The sequence below is a fragment of the Chromobacterium fluminis genome, assembly GCF_011602385.1.
GTDB lineage: Bacteria > Pseudomonadota > Gammaproteobacteria > Burkholderiales > Chromobacteriaceae > Chromobacterium > Chromobacterium fluminis.
This window is the reverse complement of sequence record NZ_JAAOMA010000027.1, coordinates 1-15,971: the sequence shown is the minus strand read 5'-3', so window position 1 is coordinate 15,971 and position 15,971 is coordinate 1. Positions and strand designations below refer to the sequence as shown.

The window sequence follows — 15,971 nt, the reverse complement described above, 5'->3', positions numbered from 1 at the left end:
TCGAAATGATGCGTATCAGACTCGCGCCGGCGCTGGCGGCCGGCGATTACTCGCGCTTGAGCGTCCTGCTGGCGGACAACGTGGCCGGCGGCGCTTCGGTGGGCTTTCTCGCGCCCTTGCCGGTGGCTGAGGCCGCCGCGTATTGGGCGCAGGTGGACGCGCTGCTGGGCGCGGGCTTGCAATTATGGCTGGCGGAGGAGGGCGAGGCGTTGTTGGGCTGCGTGCAGTTGGCGCCTTGCCAACGCGGGAACGGCCGTCACCGCGCCGAGGTGCAGAAACTGCTGGTGCATTCCGCCTGCCGCGGCCGCGGCGTGGCGCGCCAATTGATGGCGACGCTGGAAGATCATGCACACAAACAGGGCATCCGTTTGCTGGTGCTGGACACCGAGGCCGGCTCCGGCGCGGAAGAGGTCTACCGCAAGCTGGGCTGGAGCAAGAGCGGGGAGATCCCGGATTACGCCGCCAGCCCGGACGGACGTCTGCGTCCCACCGCCTATTACTTCAAGCGCTTGTGATGCGGCGGGGAGTGTTCGCCAACGTCGTCATGGGGTGTTTAGCTTGGGGCGATAGCCGTCAGCGCGTCGCGCACCGCGGAGATGACCTGCTCCGGTTCGGAGAATTGTGGAAAATGGCCGCTGCGGGCGGCGATGACGTGACGGCCGCGCGGCGACAGCGCCGCAAGCCGGCGCTGGCCTTCGGCGCGCGCGTCCAGCACTGCTTTGGAGCTCAGCCAGGACAAACCCGGCGCGCCGCCGCTGATCACGAACAAGGGGATGTCGGGGAAGGGCGGCGCTTCGGCGATCTGTTCCGCGCTGCGTCTCAGGTGCCCGGTTTCGTTCAGGGTGTCGCGGTCCTGGGCCAAGTCCAAGGCCCGGCGCAGCAGCTGGCCCAGCCGCCCTTGGCGTGCGTCCAGCGCGCTGATGTCTTCCGGCGCCGCGGCGTCCAGCAACACGCAGGCGGCCACTTCGCCGGCGTAGCTGCGGGCGAACAGATTGGCGATCAGGCCGCCCAGCGCGTGGGCCACCAGTACATAGGGCGGAGCCAGGTTCGCCTTGAACAGCAGCGCGCGCAAGGTTTCCATCATCGCGGCGGCGGTCTGCGCTTCGCGGACGTTGCCGCTGTTGCCGATGCCGCAGCGGTTGTAGGCGAACACGCCGCTGAGCGCTTCCAGCGCCGGCAGCACTTTGTACCAGCTTTCCATCGGGGCGCCGGCGTCGTTGATCAGCACGATGGGCGGCGTCGCGTCGCCGACGGCGATGTACTCCATGGCGACGCCGTCGATGGCGGCGATGAGCTTTGGGGGCAGGGTGGTCATGGGGCAAGCCGGCGGCGGTCGCCGAAAAGTAGTCTATCCAATTGTTTTTGTAAGTAAAAAATTAATTCAGTTCCTGATAGTCATTATGGGCGCGAATTTTCCAGCGCCAACAGGGAAGCGGGGTCAGCCCGCCGTCTGTAGCGCGGCGGCAACTTGCGCGCGGATTTGCCGTCGGTCAAGGAAATGGAGAATGGCGGCGCCGTCCGGCTTGAGGCGGCTTTCCGGCCAGTGGTATGTTTGTGGTATTCCCGGCCCGGCCGCGCGCCGCGCCGTTTGATTCTCCATTTCTCCTGGTGGCGATGATGTCCAAACCCCGTGCCGTATATTTGCAGTCGGGCGGCCCGACTGCGGTGTTGAACGCTTCCGCGCAGGGCGCGATTGAAACCGCGCGCCAGCGCGGCCTGTCGATGTACGGCGCTTTCGACGGTCTGGCCGGCTTGCTGGAGGACCGCTTGTGCGATACCGACGCGGTATCGGACGAAGCCATCGCCCAACTCGCCTTCATGCCCGGTGGCAGCTTCGGCGTCAGCCGGCGGATGATAGGGAGCTTTGCCGAGGCCGGCGACGATTGGAGGCGGCTGCGCGAGGTGTTGGCCCGGCACGACATCCATTATCTGCTGGTCAACGGCGGCAACGGCTCGCTGGGCTGCGCCGAACGGCTGGCGGAGTTCGAACGCCACATGAGCTATCCGCTGAAGGTGGTGGGCATTCCCAAGACCATAGACAACGACTTGGTGGGCACAGACAACAGCCCCGGCTACGGCTCCTCAGCCAAATTCCTGGCCAGCGCGATGCGAGAGGTGGGCCTGGACATGACCAGCATGGGTTGGGGCCGGGTGTTCATCATGGAAACCATGGGCCGTCACACCGGTTGGCTGGCGGCGGCCTGCGCGGCGGCGGCGCGCAACGAACGCGAAGCGCCGCACTTGCTGCTGCTGCCGGAGGTGGCTTTCGAGGCCGAGCGTTTCCTCGCCGCGGTGGACGATAGATTGGCGCGCTTTGGTCAATGCGCGATCGCTGTGGCGGAGGGCATCACCGACGCCGACGGCCGCTTTGTCGCCGAGGCCAAGAAATCAGAGGTCTACGGCCATGAGCAATTGGGCGGGGCCGGCCACTGGATCGCCCAGCTGCTGTTGCGCGAACGCGGCATTTCCGCGCATGTGGCGCAGGTGGATTATCTGCAGCGAGCCGGCGGTCACTTGGGGTCCAGCATGGATGTGCGCCAGGCCTACATCATGGGCGAGCGGGCGGTGGAGTGGCTGCTGGCCGGCAAAAGCGGGGTGATGGCCGGCATCAAGCGCATCCAGAACCATCCCTATTGCTGGGATGTGGAGGAGGTGCCGCTGGCGGTGGTGGGCGATCAGGAGAAGCGGCTGCCGCCGGAGTTCATCGGCGCCGACGGTTTCAGCGTGACGCCGGCCTTCCTCGATTATGTGCGTCCCTTGATGGAGGGCGAGCGGATTCCGCCGTTCAAGGACGGGTTGCCGGATTACCGACCCATCGCCTGGCCCAAGGTTTGAGCGGCCTTATTCAGCAAAAACCCGGCGGAAGCCGGGTTTTTGCTGGCGCTTAATCCCGCCGCTCATGTTCGCGGAAGGCGAGCAGGGCCAGCAGGCTGATACTGGTGCAAAACATCAGATACCAGGAGGGCGCCAGCACGCTGCCGCTGACGCTGATCAGCCAGGTGACGATGAACTGGGCGAAGCCGCCGAACAGGGTGACGCCGCTGGCGTAGATGATGGCTAGCCCCGTGGCCCGATTGCGGCGCGGAAAGGCTTCCATGATCAATAGGAGGCCGGCCGGGCTGCTGAGCGTCAGCAAGCTGGTGAGCAGGACGACGGTGAGCAGCGCGCTGGGCAGGCCGGGTTGGGCCTGGATCAAGGCGAAGCAGGGCCACACCACTAGCAGGCTGAGCAGGTTGACGCCAAGCAGCAGCGGTTTGCGGCGGCGCAAGCGGTCGGCCAGGCGGCCGGCCAGAGGGGACAGCAGCATGAGGGCCAAACCGGCGCTGCAGCCGGTGATCAGCGCGTTGGCCGGCGGCAGGCCCAGCACCTTGATCATGTAGGACGGCATATAGTGCGCCACCACATACATATTGGCGGTTCCGCCCAGGATGAGCAGGCCGCCCAGCAGCAGGGTGCGGCGCTGGGCGCGGATCAAGGAGCCCAGGCTTTGTTGCGGCGCCGCGTCCTGATGATGGGTTTCATCCAGGTGGCGGCGGATATACAGGCCGACCGGGGCAATCAACAGCCCTAACAGGAAGGGCAAGCGCCAGCCCCAGCTTTCCAGCGCCTCCTGGCTGAGAAAGTGGTTCAGCAGTGCGCCGCTGAGCGCCCCGGCCAGAACGGCCGCGCCCTGGCTGGCCATTTGCCAGCTCACCATAAAGCCGCGTCGCCGGCTGGGGCCGGATTCCATCAAGAAGCTGGTGGCGGCGCCGACTTCGCCGCCGGCGGAAAAGCCCTGCAGCAGGCGGCCGACGACGATCAGCAGCGGGGCGGCGGGTCCGATGTCGGCATAGGTGGGCGCCAGGCCGATCAGCGAAGTGCCGGCCGCCATGAGCCAGATGGTCAATGTCAACGCCGGTTTGCGGCCTTTTCGGTCCGCCAGTCGGCCAATCACCACGCTGCCCAGCGGTCGCATCACGAAGCCGATGCCAAAGGTGGCCAGCGCCATCAGCAAGGAGCCGTACTGGCTGCTGGACGGGAAAAACAGCTTGCCGATCAGCACGGCGAAGAAGCTGAAGACGGTGAAGTCGTACAACTCCAGCCAATTGCCCAGCGAGACGGCAATGATGGTGCGGCGCGGTGAATGACCGTGGGCGCGCGTTGAGTCGGCGGAATTGGGGGGCGCGCCGTGGGCGGTTGTGGCTTTATCCATCTATTGCTCTCCTCTGGTGTTTTATTTTCAAGCCGTGTGATTCGCTTATGCGGAGCCGTGTGGACGGCGGCGGCGTCTAAAAGTAGTTGTGATACATCCCGATGGAGAGGCCTATTGGGCTGGCGCCGGCTGCGGGATTCCCCGCCGGATCGGTGGGCAGCGGCTGGCCGTTGAGCACGAGGGTGGAGCCGCCGTAATTGCGGATGCCGCCGGCGCGCAAATAGAGCGCGCTGCGCTTGGACAGGTTGTAGTCGTAGCCCAGCATCAGGCCCAGCGCGGAGCTGTCCATCGCTTGTTGTTGCGCGCCGCGCGCGCCGGAGGTGTCCCGATAGACGACGGAGAGGCGGTAGACGTGACGTTGGAGCGGCAAGATGGCGCCCAAGGTGTAGACCCTGGCGATGCCGTTTTCCTGGCGACGAGGCAGGTTCAGGTTGAAGGAGCTGGACAGCACCAGGCTGCCACTGTCGTAGACCGCGCCCAGGCCATAGAAGTCGTTGCGCACGCTGTCCGGGCTGCCGCGGCTTAGCGGCTGCCAGGTCTGGTTGTAACTGGCGGCCAGATAATGAGGGCCGCTCAGGTGGGACAGCACCATGCTGCGGCTGGCGAGGGCGGGGCGCTCTTTTTGTTCGGCGGCGGCGTGCAGCACGTCGATGTTGAAACCGCGCCAGCGTGGCGATATCCATTTGATGGCGTTGCCGACCCGAGGCTCCGCTTGGGTGGAGCCGGCGCCAAGGTCGCCGTTGAAGCGCAAGCCGCCGGGGGTTTGCACCGCGCCCATGCCGGCCCAGGAGTAGGCGGAATTGGTGCCCACCGATCCAAACACATCGACGAATAGCGGCAGGCCGGCGGCCAGTTGCCGGCCCAGCCGCACTGTGCCCAAGCCGGGAACCTCCAGGCCCAGCCAGGATTCGCGGTTGAAGGTGACGCCGGGTAATTGCGGTTCGCCGGTACCGGCATTGAAGCCGGCCTCCAGGTTGAACTCCGCCTTCCAGCCATTGCCCAGCAGTTCGCGACCGAAGATGCCGATCTTGGAAGTCCATTCGCCGCCGCTTTGCACTTGCCACTTGCGATGGCCGCCCGCCTGTTGATAGTTGACGCCCAGATCCATGGCGCCGTACATGGCCACGCCGCCGTTCTTCAGCATGCCGTTATATTGAGGCAGGCCGTAGAGACGGGAGAGCAGGAAGGGCTCCGCGTAGGCCGCGGGCAGGAGCAAGCTTGCCGCCAGGCCTGGCAGCAGAGGAAGTCTTGGCATCACGTTTCTCCCGAGTAGGGTGTGCTACGGTGGTCGGTCAGGAGCGATAGGGGCCTCGGCGGCGCTATTGGACGCGCAGATAGCTTTCGGTCAGCCGCGCCCATAGCGAGGCGCCGATAGGCAAGGCGGCGTCGTTGAAGTCATAGCCGGGGTTGTGCACCATGCAGCCGCCGCGGCTGTCGACGCCGTTGCCCAGCAGCACATAGCAGCCGGGCACTTTTTCCAGCATCCAGGCAAAGTCTTCACTGCCCATCATGCCCTGCGGCGGTTGGAGCAGGCATTCCGCGCCCGCCTGCTCGCGAATCAAATCCGCCAGCATTCCGGTTTCCCGCGGCGTATTCACCAGTACCGGAGAGATGCGGCGATAGTCGATGTCGGCGCGAACCCCCAGGCTCTGGGCTTGCAGCTGAACCAACTCGTGCAGGCGTTGTTGCAAGATGTGCCGCGTGTCGTGGCTGAGCGCCCGCACGCTGAGTTTCAGGTCGGCGTGCTCCGGGATCACATTGTGGGCATGGCCGGCGTGCAGGGCGCCGATGCTGACCACTCCGGCTTCGGTGGCGGGGATGTTGCGCGAGACCAGTGTTTGCAAGGCCATGGCGATGGCGGCGGCGGCCATGATGGGGTCGCGGCCGAAATGGGGCATGGCGCCGTGGGCGCCTTTGCCGGAAAGGCGGATGTCCACGCTGTCGGAGGACGCGGCCATGGGGCCTTCTTTCAGCGCGAAGCTGCCCACGGGCAAGCCGGGAGCATTATGGAGCGCGAAGACGGCGTCGCAGGGAAAGCGTTGGAACAGGCCGTCCTCCAGCATGCCCAGCGCACCGCCCAAGCCTTCTTCCGCCGGCTGGAAAATCAGGTTTAGCGTGCCGTTGAAGTTGCGGCTGCGCGCCAGGTAATGGGCTGCGGCCAGCAGAATGGCGGTATGGCCGTCGTGGCCGCAGGCGTGCATTTTGCCGGCATGGAGGCTGGCGTAACTCAAGCCCGTGGCCTCCTGGATGGGCAACGCATCCATGTCCGCGCGTATGCCCAGCGAGCGCGGGCCGTCGCCAACGCGCAATTGCCCGACGACGCCGGTCTTGCCGACGCCGCTTGTGACTTGGTAACCCCACTCGCGCAGCCGCGCGGCGACCAGCTCGCTGGTCCGTTGCTCCTCAAAGCCCAGCTCGGGATGGGCGTGGATCTGACGGCGGATGTCGATGAAGGCGTCTTTATGTTGCAGGATTTCCGGGAGGATGAAACGGGAGGATGCGTGAGCCATGACGAACTCCTGAGTGGGAACGCACTCGATCCTAAGCAAAACTTTCTCACGTGTATAAGCACGAATCTTGATGGTTATAAATAGGGGTTATTGCCATGAGCCTGTTGAAGCAACATCAATTGCGAGCGTTGGCCGCCGTGGCGGACCAGGGCAGCATCAATGCGGCGGCGCGAGCTTTGTGCGTCAGTCAGCCCGCCATCACCAAGGCCTTGCGCGAGCTGGAAATGGAGCAAGGCGTGCCCTTGTTGTTGCGCAGCGCCCAAGGCGCGGCGTTGACCGAGGCCGGCCAGGTGTTGCTGGGGTATGCGCGGCTGGTGATTCGAGAGCTGGAACGGGCGCAGCAGGAGATGGAGCGCTTGCGTTTTGGGCGTGAGAGAAGTTTGCGGATAGGGATGACGCCATTGGCGGGGCTGGAGCTGTTGCCGGCGGCTTTTCTCGCTTTTCGCCGCTTCCATCCGGATGTGCAGGTGAGTTTCCTGGAGTTGGACACCGTGCAAATGCTGGACGGCCTGCGCAGCGGCCAGCTGGATTTCGCGTTGGGCGCTTTTGTCGATCCGCCGGAGAGCGCCCATGTGCTGAGCACCTCGCTTTACGAGTTTGCCACCACCTTCGCGGTGCGCAGCGAAAGCCCGCTGAGCCAGGCGCGCAGCCTGTCGGAGCTGCAAGGCGCGGAATGGATGCACGCCGACGCCAGCGGAATGTATCCGCGTTTTGTCCAGTCGCTGTTTGCGCAGGAGGGGCTGCCGCCGCCGGAGCGCATCACTTGCTGCACGTCCAATGTGCTTTTTTGCGGTTTGCTGATGGCGATGGACATGGTGGTGCCGATGTCTTCCCTGGGCATGCGCGCCACCTTGACCGCTCAGCGCTTCTCGGAGCTGAATTTGGAAGTACGCCCGCCGGGCTTGACCTTGATGCTTTTGGAGCGGGAGGGGGCGATCATGAGCCGGGCGGCCGATCGCATGATGGAATGCATTCGCGCGGCGCTGGCATGAAAAAGGCCCGGCATCGGCCGGGCCCGTTGGCGGGAGAAGGGTTTACAGCACCAGGCCGCCGATCAGCGCCGACAGAATGCTGACCAGGGTGGAGCCGTACACCAGTTTCAGGCCGAAGCGGGACACCATATTGCCGCGTTCCTCGTCCAGGCCTTTTACCGCGCCGGCGATGATGCCGATGGAGCTGAAGTTGGCGAAGGACACCAGGAAGATGGAAATCACGCCTATGGTGTATTCCGACAGCTGAGCGGTGAGCTTTTTCAATTCCATCATCGCCACGAATTCATTGGTCACCAATTTGGTGGCCATGATGCTGCTGGCCGGCATGATGTCGGCGGCCGGGATGCCCATCAGCCAGGCGAAGGGGTAGAACACATAGCCCAGCACGTACTGGAAGTTCACGCCGAAGACGGCGTCGAAGATATGGTTGACGGTGGTGATCAGCGCGATGAAGCCGATCAGCATCGCGCCGACGATCACGGCGATCTTGAAGCCGGCCATGATGTAGTCGCCCAGCATTTCGAAGAAGGACATGCGGTGGGAGGCTTCCGCGCTGATCAGCTCGTCGTCGTCCTGGCTGGCGTCGTAGGGGTTGATCAGCGACAGGATGACGAAGGTGCTGAACAGGTTGAGGATCAGCGCGGTGACCACGAAGCGCGGTTGGATGATCTGCATATAGGAGCCGACGATGGACATCGACACCGTGGACATCGCGGTGGCGGCCAGCGTGTACATGCGCTTTTCCGAGAAGCTGCCGATGATGTTCTTGTAGGCGATGAAGTTCTCGGATTGGCCCACGATCATGGAGCCCACGGCGTTGAAGGACTCGATCTTGCCCATGCCGCTGATCTTGGCCAGCACCCAGCCTATGCCGCGTATCACCCAGGGCAGCACGCGGATGTGCTGCAGGATGCCGATCAGCACCGAGATGTAGACGATGGGCATCAGCACCTTGAGGAAGAAGCTGAACTCGCCCTGATTGAGCAGGCCGCCAAACACGAAGTTGGTGCCTTCGCCGGCGTAGCTCATCAGCTTGTCGAACACGCCGGCCACGCCGCCCACCAGGGTCAGGCCGTAGCTGGAGTGCAACAGGAAGTAGGCCAGCGCCAACTCCACCACGATCAGTTGCAGCACGTAGCGGATCTTGATGTTTTTGCGGTCGCGCGCCACCACTTGGGTCAGTAGAAAGACAACCAGCAGTCCGAAGACGAATTGAAGTATGTGCATATTTATTGCCTTGATGGGCCGTCCTTCAGGCAGGAACGGCGACGTTTGGCGGGCGCGCCCGCTGTGTGTGCTTGGTATTGTTGACGAGGCGAACGATGAATTTTGACATGAAGCCATTGCTGCTTCCATGTAAAACGCATTCGCCCGCCACTGTGCGCTTATCCGTCGTCGCAAACTAGCCGGTTTGATCAAACAAGCTGCGCGGCGACGGCAAAAATAAAGCCCCCGGCCATGGCCGGAGGCTTGTTTCATTCCGCGCTACTGCGCTTGTTGTTCCGCTTCGCGACGAGCTTGCTCGGCAAAATAATAATCGCGGCGAGCTTGCTTGGCCGCCGCCTTTTCCGCCAATTCCCGCTCTTTCTTGGCGGCTTCCTCCGCCGCCTCCGCGCGCTGGGCGGCCTTCACCGCTTCGCGCTCGGCTTCCTCGGCGGCTTCGATCGCGGCGATTTCGCTGCGGCTCTTGCACGGGCCGGTCTTTTCGAACCAGGCCACGGATTCCACATGGGCGGTGTGAGGGAACATATTGATGATGCCGGCCGCCTTCAGCGTGTAGCCCTTGGTGTGCACCAGTACATTGGCGTCGCGCGCCAGCGTGGCCGGGTTACAGGACACGTAGACGATGCGCTTGGGCGCGGTGTCTTCGGTGATGGCTTTCAACAACTGCACCGTGCCGTCGCGCGGCGGGTCCACCAGCATCTTGTCGAAGCGGCCGAGCGCGGCGAAGGATTCCTCGGTGACTTCGAACAAATTGGCCATTTCATAACTGACCTTGTCCTGCAGGCCGTTGTGGGTGGCGTTTTCCACCGCGCGCTTGACCAGGGGCTGGCTGCCTTCCATGCCGTGCACCTCGGCGCCGGAGCGGGCGATGGGCAGGGTGAAGTTGCCGATGCCGCAGAACATGTCGGCGATGCGCTCGCCCGGCCGCGGGTCCAGGAATTTCAGCGCGCGCGCCACCATCACCGCGTTGATCTCGGGGTTCACCTGGGTGAACTCGGTGGGGTAGTAGGGCATTTCCACGCGGAATTCCGGCAGGCTGTAAGTCAGCTTGGGCGCGTCCAGCGGATAGACCGGATAACAGGTATCCGGGCCTTTGGGCTGCAGCCACATCTGCAGCGGACGCTCCTTGCTGCCGTGGGTGTCGGAGAAGGCGCGCAGCAAGGCGTGGTCGGCGTCGTTGATGGCTTCCATATTGCGGAACACCAGGATGTCCACCCTGTCGCCCACCGCCAGCTCCACCTGAGGCATGCGGTTGTTGATCGACAATTTGTAGATCATCTCGCGCAGCGGCACGATCAGGTCAGAGATATGACGCGGCAGGATGTGGCATTCGCTCATGTCGGTGATGTAGGTGGAGCGCTTCTCGTGGAAGCCCACCAGCACGCCGCCCTTTTTCTCCACCAGCCGCGCCGACATCCGCGCGCGGTGGCGGTAATGCCAGGCGGGGCCGGCGACGGGCGTCAGCACCTGTTGCGGCTTGACCCGGCCGATGCGGGCCAGATTGTCTTCCAGCACCCTTTGTTTGACCGCCACTTGGGCGGAGAACTCCACATGTTGCATCGAACAGCCGCCGCAGGTGCCGTAATGCGGACAGCGCGGCTGCGTGCGCAGAAAGCTTTCCTTCAGCACCTGGCTGGTGTTGGCGTTCTCGTAGGACGACTTCTTGCGGTAGGCGCTGTAGACCACGGTTTCATACGGCAGCGCGCCATCGATGAAGATGGTCTTGCCGTCGACGTGGGCGACTCCCCGGCCTTCGTGGTCCAGCGATTCGACCTGAGCGATAGTCTGTTTGTGCGTCATGGTGTTGCTTGGAAAATCAAACGGAAAGCGGCGATTTTCTCAAATTATCCGGCGGCGCGCAGGGGTTTTTTGTCGGCGCCGGCCGGCGCGCCGGTTTCCACCTCCAGCCCGGCGGCCTGGCGTTCAGGCCGCGAGTGCGCAAGGCGGTCACCGCCTGGGTGAGTAGCACGCGGTAAGGGCTGCGGCGGTAGGCGATGATTTCGGCGCTGGCGTTGGACAGGCTGGCCTGCTCGACCAATCGCTCAACTGGCGATACTTGATCGGCGTTGTTGTTTGGTCTTGCCAGCGCGGCGGCGCTCTTTTTACGGATGCAGCCGGCGATGGGCGCGGGCTTTTTCGCCGCGAAAACGCCGCAGCCTTGTGGCGCATGCGAGTTTCGGCTTTGGTCTGCACGCGACGGCCTGGCCCTTGGCGCATTGGCCGGAACTTTGAGCCAAAGCCGGCTATGCTGGCGTAAAACCGACAATATTAGCGACGGCCCGGGCGGGGCTAGGCGTTTGGTAATAGTCAGAATCTTGCTTTTTCACGCTTTCTGTTAGAATCGAACAATAGTGATTTCAAATATGGTGCGGTATGTTGAAGCGATGTTTTGGGCTGTTGGGTGTGCTGGGATTGAGCGCGGCGACGGGCGTCGGCGCGGCGGTGATTCCCGAGCCTGATGTGCAAGTCAGCCCCACCGGTCTGCATTTGGTGCTCAATTTGCCGCAAGCCAGGTTGTTCCAGTACCAGGATGGCAGGCTGTCCAAAATCTATCCGGTGGCGGTGGGCAAGATGCTGACCCAGACGCCGACCGGCAGCTTCGACATTACCGGCATTTACAAGGCGCCGGCCTGGCATGTGCCACGTTCCATCCAGGAAGAAATGCGCCGCAGCGGCAAGGAAGTGCAGACCGTGGTGCCGCCGGGGCCAAGCAATCCTTTGGGGCCGGTGTTCATCCGCTTCGGCGAGGCCAAGTTGGGTTTGGGATTTCATGGCACCAATGCGCCGGGCTCGGTGCCCGGCTTTCGCAGCCATGGCTGCGTGCGCATGAAAAACGACGACGCCTTGCTGCTCTCCAGGACAGTGGGCCGCGGCGACGCGGTGACGGTGGCTTATCAGACCGTGCTGCTGAACCAGGACGCCGCCGGCGAACTGTGGCTGACCGCTTATCGCAACCATTACAAGCAGGACGATCCCTCTTTCCCGATGCTGGCGGAAACGCTGCTGGCCTGGCAGAAGCAGAGGTCCGCAGTGGTGTACGGCGCGCGGGTGGATCAAGCCTTGAAAGCGCGCAAGGGCGTGCCGGTGTGCCTGACCTGCAAGGATGTGGCCAAGGCCAAGGTGGACGGCGATTTGGCGGTGGTGCGCTGGTTGTCGCCGGGCAAGGCCGACGACACCCAATTTGCGCATGAACCGGCGAGCCGCGAGCCGGGCGGTCCCTTGCCGACCCAGGTCGCGCCGCCGGCATCCGCGCCGCAGCACGCGCCGGCGGTCGCTCCGTCCTCGGCCCCGTCCTCCTCGCGGGCCGCCGTGCGCGGACAGCCGCCGCGAAACGGCCGCCCAGCCTGATTCAATCGGCCATCTCTCCCGCCAATTCCCCAACGCGCCGCAAGGCGCGTTCGTACGCAGGGTTCCACGGATAGCAGCAGGACAGCCGCACGCAGTTGCGATAGCGGCCCTTGGCCGAGTACAGCGTGCCGGGCGCGACGGTGATGCGCTCGGCCAGCGCTGTCTGGAACAACTCCATCGTGTCCACTCCGCTGGGCAATTCCACCCACAGCAGGCAACCGCCGGAAGGCGAAGTGGCTCGCGTCTGCGCCGGAAAACAACTGGCGACGGTGCCGCGCAGCCTTTCCATCTGGCTCATGAAATGGCGACGGATCAGCCGCAAGTGGTGGTCGTAGCCGCCGGTTTCCAGGTATTCCGCTAGCGTTTCCTCCAATAGCCGCGGCTGGGCCAGCGAACTGGCGAACTTCAGTCGCGTCACTTCGCGCAAAAAGCGCCCGGGCGCGATCCAGCCGATGCGAAAGCCCGGGGCCAGCGTCTTGCTGTAGCTGGAGCACAGCAGCACCCAGCCGTCGCGGTCGTAGGCCTTGACCGCGTCCGGGGTGGCGCCGTCGTAGTGCAGGTCGGCGTGCGGCACGTCCTCGATCAGCGGCACCTGGTGTTCGTTGACCAGCGCCGCCAGCCTTTGCTTGGCCTCGGCCGGCATGGTGCAGCCCAAAGGGTTGTGCACGGTGGGCATGGCCACGACGGCGTTCAACCGTTTCTCCGACAGCAGTAATTCCAGAGCGTCCAGCGACAGGCCGTTGGCCGGGTGGGTGGGGATCTCGATCACGCTCAGGCCCAGATTCTTCAGCGTGGGCAGCAGTGCGAAATAGGTGGGCGATTCCAGCCCCACGGTGTCGCCCGGCTTGCAGCAGGCGCGCAAGGCCAGTTGCAGCGCCTCGGTGCAGCCGTTGGTGATCACCAAGTCCTCGGCCGCCAGTACGCAGCCCCAACTGACCGCGCGCTGGGCGATTTGGCGGCGCAAGCGTTCCGAGCCGGGCGGGAAGGGGTAGTCGGTGGTCAGTTCCGGATGCTGGCGCAGCAGCCGTCCCATGATGTGCTTGAAGCGGGTGGTGGGATAGAAGTCGCTGCCGCGCGGGCTGGCCAGCGACAGGTCGATGAAATCTTCCCGGGTTTGCGCCGTCATCACCGCTTCGATCTGGTCCACCACTTCGCCTGCGTGATGGGCGGCGCTTTGCCGGCGCATGCGCGGCAGCGGCAGGGTGGCGGCGGATTTGACGTAGAAGCCGGACTGCGGCCTAGCCTCGATCAGGCCGCGGTCCTCCAGCGTGCGGTAAGTCAGCAGGATGGTGGACGGGCTGACCTTGTGCATTTCGCAGGCCTTGCGCACCGAGGGCAGCCGTTCGCCGGGCTGCACCACGCCGGTCTGGATAAGGGTGATCCACTCGTTGACTAGCTGCTGGTATAGGGGTTCGTCGCTCATGCAGAGGCCTCGCTGACAGATGTGAGGATCGCCATCGGTACAATTTCCCGTAAAAACGACCATAACAGTTTTGAAATTATAAAACTGTTATGGTTCCAATTCAATTTTTCTGAATCTGTATTCATCGTGGGCCAGGCGTTATCATGGCCACCATTGAAAACAAACCGCGTCCGGATTGTCCGGCTGCCGGTTATGGCTTGGAGCCGTAATGAACTTTGTTGCGTTGGTGACTTATCTGTTGGTGATGTCGATCACGCCGGGGCCTAACAATCTGGTGTTGGCCTCGTCCGGGGTCAATCATGGCTTTTCCCGCACGGTACCGGCCTTGCTGGGCATGTCGCTGGGCCTGTCGGTGCAGGTGGGCTTGTTGACGGTGTTTCTGGGCGGCTTGATCGCCGTCATCGCCTCGGTGCAGCTTTATCTGGCGATGGCCGGCTGCCTGTATCTGCTGTGGCTGTCCTGGGGCATGGCGCGCTCCGGGCCTGCTAGCGGAGAAGCCGGCGGCGCGCCCATGGGCTTTTGGGGTGGGGTGCTGTTCAACTGGTTGAATCCCAAAGTCTGGCTGATGGGTTTCAATATCGCGATGGTGTTTCTGCCGGCCAAGATGAATGCCTGGCACGCCGGTCTGCTGTTCGCGGCGCTGACTTTCGTTATCGGCCTGCCGTGCATTGCCTTGTGGGCGGGCTCCGGCGTGGCTGCGCGCCGTTTCCTGGCGTCGCCGCGCCGGTTGCGGGTTTTCAATTGCGGCATGGCGGCAATGCTGGCGGGAACCGCGATCTGGCTGCTGCTGGAAATGCTGCCGGCGCAGTCCTTGCACGCGCTGCCGCAAATGATTTGATGAATAGCTAAATCGATAGGGATGTTCTTGCTGCAGACATTGTCTATGCTGTCCAAAAGGGTAGGTGGCCTATCGTACAGGTATCCTGGGGCGCACCCGGGCCGGGGTAGGTCGTAGGCGGGCAGCCGAGACGGGGGCATCATCATGACAGCAGCGGGATTTGACGGCGTGTATCGTTCGAGCACGTCTTTTTACGGGGATAAACCGTCTCCGTCCTTGGTCCAGTATCTGGAAAAATATCATGTGGCGGGCGGCGGAGCCGGCCTGGATCTGGGCTGTGGCCAGGGCCGCAACGCCTTGTATCTGGCTCAGCGGGGTTTCGCGATGACGGCGGTGGACGGCTCCGCGGAGGCGATCGCGAGCCTGGGCGAGGCGGCGGACGAGCGCAGGCTGAACGTGAGCGGCAGGGTGGCGGACCTGGCTGGCCTGGAACTAGAGCCAGCGCGCTATCGCTTGATCGTCGCAAATACTTCGCTGGATCACCTGGGCATGGACGAGGGCGAGGCGCTGGCGCGCCAGATGTCCGCCGCGTTGGAGCCGGGCGGTTATCTGTTCGTGTCGGTGTTCATGGTTGATGATCCGGGCTGCGACGCCGGGGGCCGGGTGGCCAGCGAGACGGCCTCCTACGTCAAGCATTACTACCAGCCGGGAGAGTTGCGCGGTCAATTCTCGACGTTGAGCCTGCTGGCCTATCAGGAGGAGTATGCCTTGGACGTCGGCCATGGCCAGCCGCATTACCATGGCATTGCCAGGCTGTTTGCGCGGCGGGATCATTGAGCGCCGCATCGCCCGCGCAGCAGATCGTAAACAGGCTCTTAGAGCCTGTTCAAAGTCTCGCGAGCAAGGGCGAGACAAGGCGGAAACGGCTGAAGAAGCGGAATGTACAGGTGGTACATGAGCATTCTGAAGTCGTTTTCAACGCCGTACCGCTGAAGCGCAGCAGACTTTGAACAGGTTCTCAGGACTCCAGCGCCCGGCGTATCACCCCCTCCTTGTCGGCCGGCTGCCAGCCGGCCGGCTTCAGCACCTTGCCGTCTTCGCGGCGCACAATCTTGCCGTCCACGCATTTACGCATATTGGCGGCGTGGATTTCCCGCGTCATGTCCTCCAGCGGCAGGCCTTGCGACATCAACAGGCCGCTGAGCACATTGAGTACGTCCACGCCTTCAGCCAGCAGTTCCGCCATTCGCCGCGCTCGTTCCGTTTCGTCGCCGTCCTGGCGTTTGTAATCGGCCAGCGCCTGCTGGAATTCCGCCAGTTCTTCGCCCAGCATGGTTTCCCACATCGCCAATTGTTGCGGCTGCCATTGCGGCCGCTGCGGGCTGGGAATGTCGAACTGGCTCATGAAGTGGCGGCGAAGAGTGAAGAAGTTTTCCATGATGTGGGTTCTTTGTGTATTTATAATCCATATATTGTGTTTTATGGGTGGGCGGGATGCAAGCGA

The 15,971-nt window shown here is 63.5% G+C and carries 15 protein-coding genes; 6 read left to right on the top strand and 9 right to left on the bottom strand.

What is annotated here, in order from left to right; all coding sequences use genetic code 11:
* The first annotated feature begins 5 nt into the window (after positions 1 to 5).
* Complete coding sequence (locus HA052_RS17620) at positions 6 to 515, top strand: GNAT family N-acetyltransferase (protein WP_166452887.1); 510 nt, start codon at positions 6 to 8, stop codon at positions 513 to 515.
* A gap of 38 nt (positions 516 to 553) precedes the next feature.
* On the opposite strand, the gene HA052_RS17615 is transcribed toward HA052_RS17620, so the two are convergent.
* Complete coding sequence (locus HA052_RS17615) at positions 554 to 1,315, bottom strand: alpha/beta fold hydrolase (RefSeq protein WP_166452886.1); 762 nt, start codon at positions 1,313 to 1,315, stop codon at positions 554 to 556.
* 302 nt (positions 1,316 to 1,617) lie between these two features.
* Here HA052_RS17615 and HA052_RS17610 point away from each other — a divergent pair, with 302 nt between their 5' ends.
* Positions 1,618 to 2,835, top strand: coding sequence for a 6-phosphofructokinase (locus tag HA052_RS17610; protein WP_166452885.1), 1,218 nt, complete (start codon positions 1,618 to 1,620; stop codon positions 2,833 to 2,835).
* Between the two features lie 49 nt (positions 2,836 to 2,884).
* Here the strand turns inward: HA052_RS17610 and HA052_RS17605 are convergent, their stop codons facing one another.
* The 3 genes from HA052_RS17605 to HA052_RS17595 all read right to left on the bottom strand — a co-directional run bounded on the left by HA052_RS17605 (position 2,885) and on the right by HA052_RS17595 (position 6,702).
* A complete protein-coding gene (locus tag HA052_RS17605; protein WP_166452884.1) occupies positions 2,885 to 4,192 on the bottom strand; it encodes an MFS transporter in 1,308 nt (435 codons plus the stop codon).
* Between the two features lie 76 nt (positions 4,193 to 4,268).
* A complete protein-coding gene (locus HA052_RS17600) occupies positions 4,269 to 5,447 on the bottom strand; it encodes a porin (RefSeq protein ID WP_166452883.1) in 1,179 nt (392 codons plus the stop codon).
* Between the two features lie 64 nt (positions 5,448 to 5,511).
* Positions 5,512 to 6,702 carry a M20 aminoacylase family protein gene (locus tag HA052_RS17595; protein WP_166452882.1) on the bottom strand — a complete coding sequence of 397 codons (1,191 nt, stop codon included), beginning with the start codon at positions 6,700 to 6,702 and terminating at the stop codon, positions 5,512 to 5,514.
* Between the two features lie 95 nt (positions 6,703 to 6,797).
* Here HA052_RS17595 and HA052_RS17590 point away from each other — a divergent pair, with 95 nt between their 5' ends.
* Positions 6,798 to 7,694, top strand: a complete 897-nt coding sequence (locus HA052_RS17590; protein WP_166452881.1) for a LysR family transcriptional regulator — start codon at positions 6,798 to 6,800, stop codon at positions 7,692 to 7,694.
* A 42-nt stretch (positions 7,695 to 7,736) separates the two neighbouring features.
* Here the strand turns inward: HA052_RS17590 and HA052_RS17585 are convergent, their stop codons facing one another.
* The 3 genes from HA052_RS17585 to HA052_RS17575 form a co-directional block, all read right to left on the bottom strand.
* A complete protein-coding gene (locus HA052_RS17585; protein WP_081545060.1) occupies positions 7,737 to 8,921 on the bottom strand; it encodes a NupC/NupG family nucleoside CNT transporter in 1,185 nt (394 codons plus the stop codon).
* A 258-nt stretch (positions 8,922 to 9,179) separates the two neighbouring features.
* On the bottom strand, positions 9,180 to 10,718 hold the full coding sequence (gene rlmD / locus HA052_RS17580; RefSeq protein ID WP_166452880.1) for a 23S rRNA (uracil(1939)-C(5))-methyltransferase RlmD: 1,539 nt from the start codon (positions 10,716 to 10,718) through the stop codon (positions 9,180 to 9,182).
* A 16-nt stretch (positions 10,719 to 10,734) separates the two neighbouring features.
* Entirely contained in the window at positions 10,735 to 10,956 is a 222-nt protein-coding gene (locus tag HA052_RS17575; protein ID WP_166452877.1) for a hypothetical protein, read from the bottom strand.
* Positions 10,957 to 11,291: 335 nt separating this feature from the next.
* Between HA052_RS17575 and HA052_RS17570 the strand changes: the two genes are divergently transcribed.
* Positions 11,292 to 12,266 (top strand): L,D-transpeptidase, encoded by a 975-nt coding sequence (locus tag HA052_RS17570; protein ID WP_166452879.1) that lies wholly within the window; start codon positions 11,292 to 11,294, stop codon positions 12,264 to 12,266.
* Between the two features lies 1 nt (position 12,267).
* On the opposite strand, the gene HA052_RS17565 is transcribed toward HA052_RS17570, so the two are convergent.
* The gene (locus HA052_RS17565; protein WP_166452878.1) at positions 12,268 to 13,689 is read right to left on the bottom strand and encodes an aminotransferase-like domain-containing protein; all 1,422 of its coding nucleotides are present in this window, start codon (positions 13,687 to 13,689) and stop codon (positions 12,268 to 12,270) included.
* A gap of 208 nt (positions 13,690 to 13,897) precedes the next feature.
* Here HA052_RS17565 and HA052_RS17560 point away from each other — a divergent pair, with 208 nt between their 5' ends.
* On the top strand, positions 13,898 to 14,527 hold the full coding sequence (locus tag HA052_RS17560; protein ID WP_081545064.1) for a LysE family translocator: 630 nt from the start codon (positions 13,898 to 13,900) through the stop codon (positions 14,525 to 14,527).
* A gap of 144 nt (positions 14,528 to 14,671) precedes the next feature.
* Positions 14,672 to 15,304 carry a class I SAM-dependent methyltransferase gene (locus HA052_RS17555; RefSeq protein WP_081545065.1) on the top strand — a complete coding sequence of 211 codons (633 nt, stop codon included), beginning with the start codon at positions 14,672 to 14,674 and terminating at the stop codon, positions 15,302 to 15,304.
* A gap of 181 nt (positions 15,305 to 15,485) precedes the next feature.
* Here HA052_RS17555 and HA052_RS17550 read toward each other — a convergent pair whose 3' ends face one another.
* Positions 15,486 to 15,905, bottom strand: coding sequence for a nucleoside triphosphate pyrophosphohydrolase family protein (locus tag HA052_RS17550; RefSeq protein ID WP_081545066.1), 420 nt, complete (start codon positions 15,903 to 15,905; stop codon positions 15,486 to 15,488).
* Between the last annotated feature and the right edge of the window lie 66 nt (positions 15,906 to 15,971).

Coding starts and splice junctions, on each gene's coding strand:
- HA052_RS17620 (WP_166452887.1), top strand. CDS start 6: ATGATGCGTATCAGACTCGCGCCGGCGCTGGCGGCCGGCGATTACTCG.
- HA052_RS17615 (WP_166452886.1), bottom strand. CDS start 1,315: ATGACCACCCTGCCCCCAAAGCTCATCGCCGCCATCGACGGCGTCGCC.
- HA052_RS17610 (WP_166452885.1), top strand. CDS start 1,618: ATGTCCAAACCCCGTGCCGTATATTTGCAGTCGGGCGGCCCGACTGCG.
- HA052_RS17605 (WP_166452884.1), bottom strand. CDS start 4,192: ATGGATAAAGCCACAACCGCCCACGGCGCGCCCCCCAATTCCGCCGAC.
- HA052_RS17600 (WP_166452883.1), bottom strand. CDS start 5,447: ATGCCAAGACTTCCTCTGCTGCCAGGCCTGGCGGCAAGCTTGCTCCTG.
- HA052_RS17595 (WP_166452882.1), bottom strand. CDS start 6,702: ATGGCTCACGCATCCTCCCGTTTCATCCTCCCGGAAATCCTGCAACAT.
- HA052_RS17590 (WP_166452881.1), top strand. CDS start 6,798: ATGAGCCTGTTGAAGCAACATCAATTGCGAGCGTTGGCCGCCGTGGCG.
- HA052_RS17585 (WP_081545060.1), bottom strand. CDS start 8,921: ATGCACATACTTCAATTCGTCTTCGGACTGCTGGTTGTCTTTCTACTG.
- rlmD (WP_166452880.1), bottom strand. CDS start 10,718: ATGACGCACAAACAGACTATCGCTCAGGTCGAATCGCTGGACCACGAA.
- HA052_RS17570 (WP_166452879.1), top strand. CDS start 11,292: ATGTTGAAGCGATGTTTTGGGCTGTTGGGTGTGCTGGGATTGAGCGCG.
- HA052_RS17565 (WP_166452878.1), bottom strand. CDS start 13,689: ATGAGCGACGAACCCCTATACCAGCAGCTAGTCAACGAGTGGATCACC.
- HA052_RS17560 (WP_081545064.1), top strand. CDS start 13,898: ATGAACTTTGTTGCGTTGGTGACTTATCTGTTGGTGATGTCGATCACG.
- HA052_RS17555 (WP_081545065.1), top strand. CDS start 14,672: ATGACAGCAGCGGGATTTGACGGCGTGTATCGTTCGAGCACGTCTTTT.
- HA052_RS17550 (WP_081545066.1), bottom strand. CDS start 15,905: ATGGAAAACTTCTTCACTCTTCGCCGCCACTTCATGAGCCAGTTCGAC.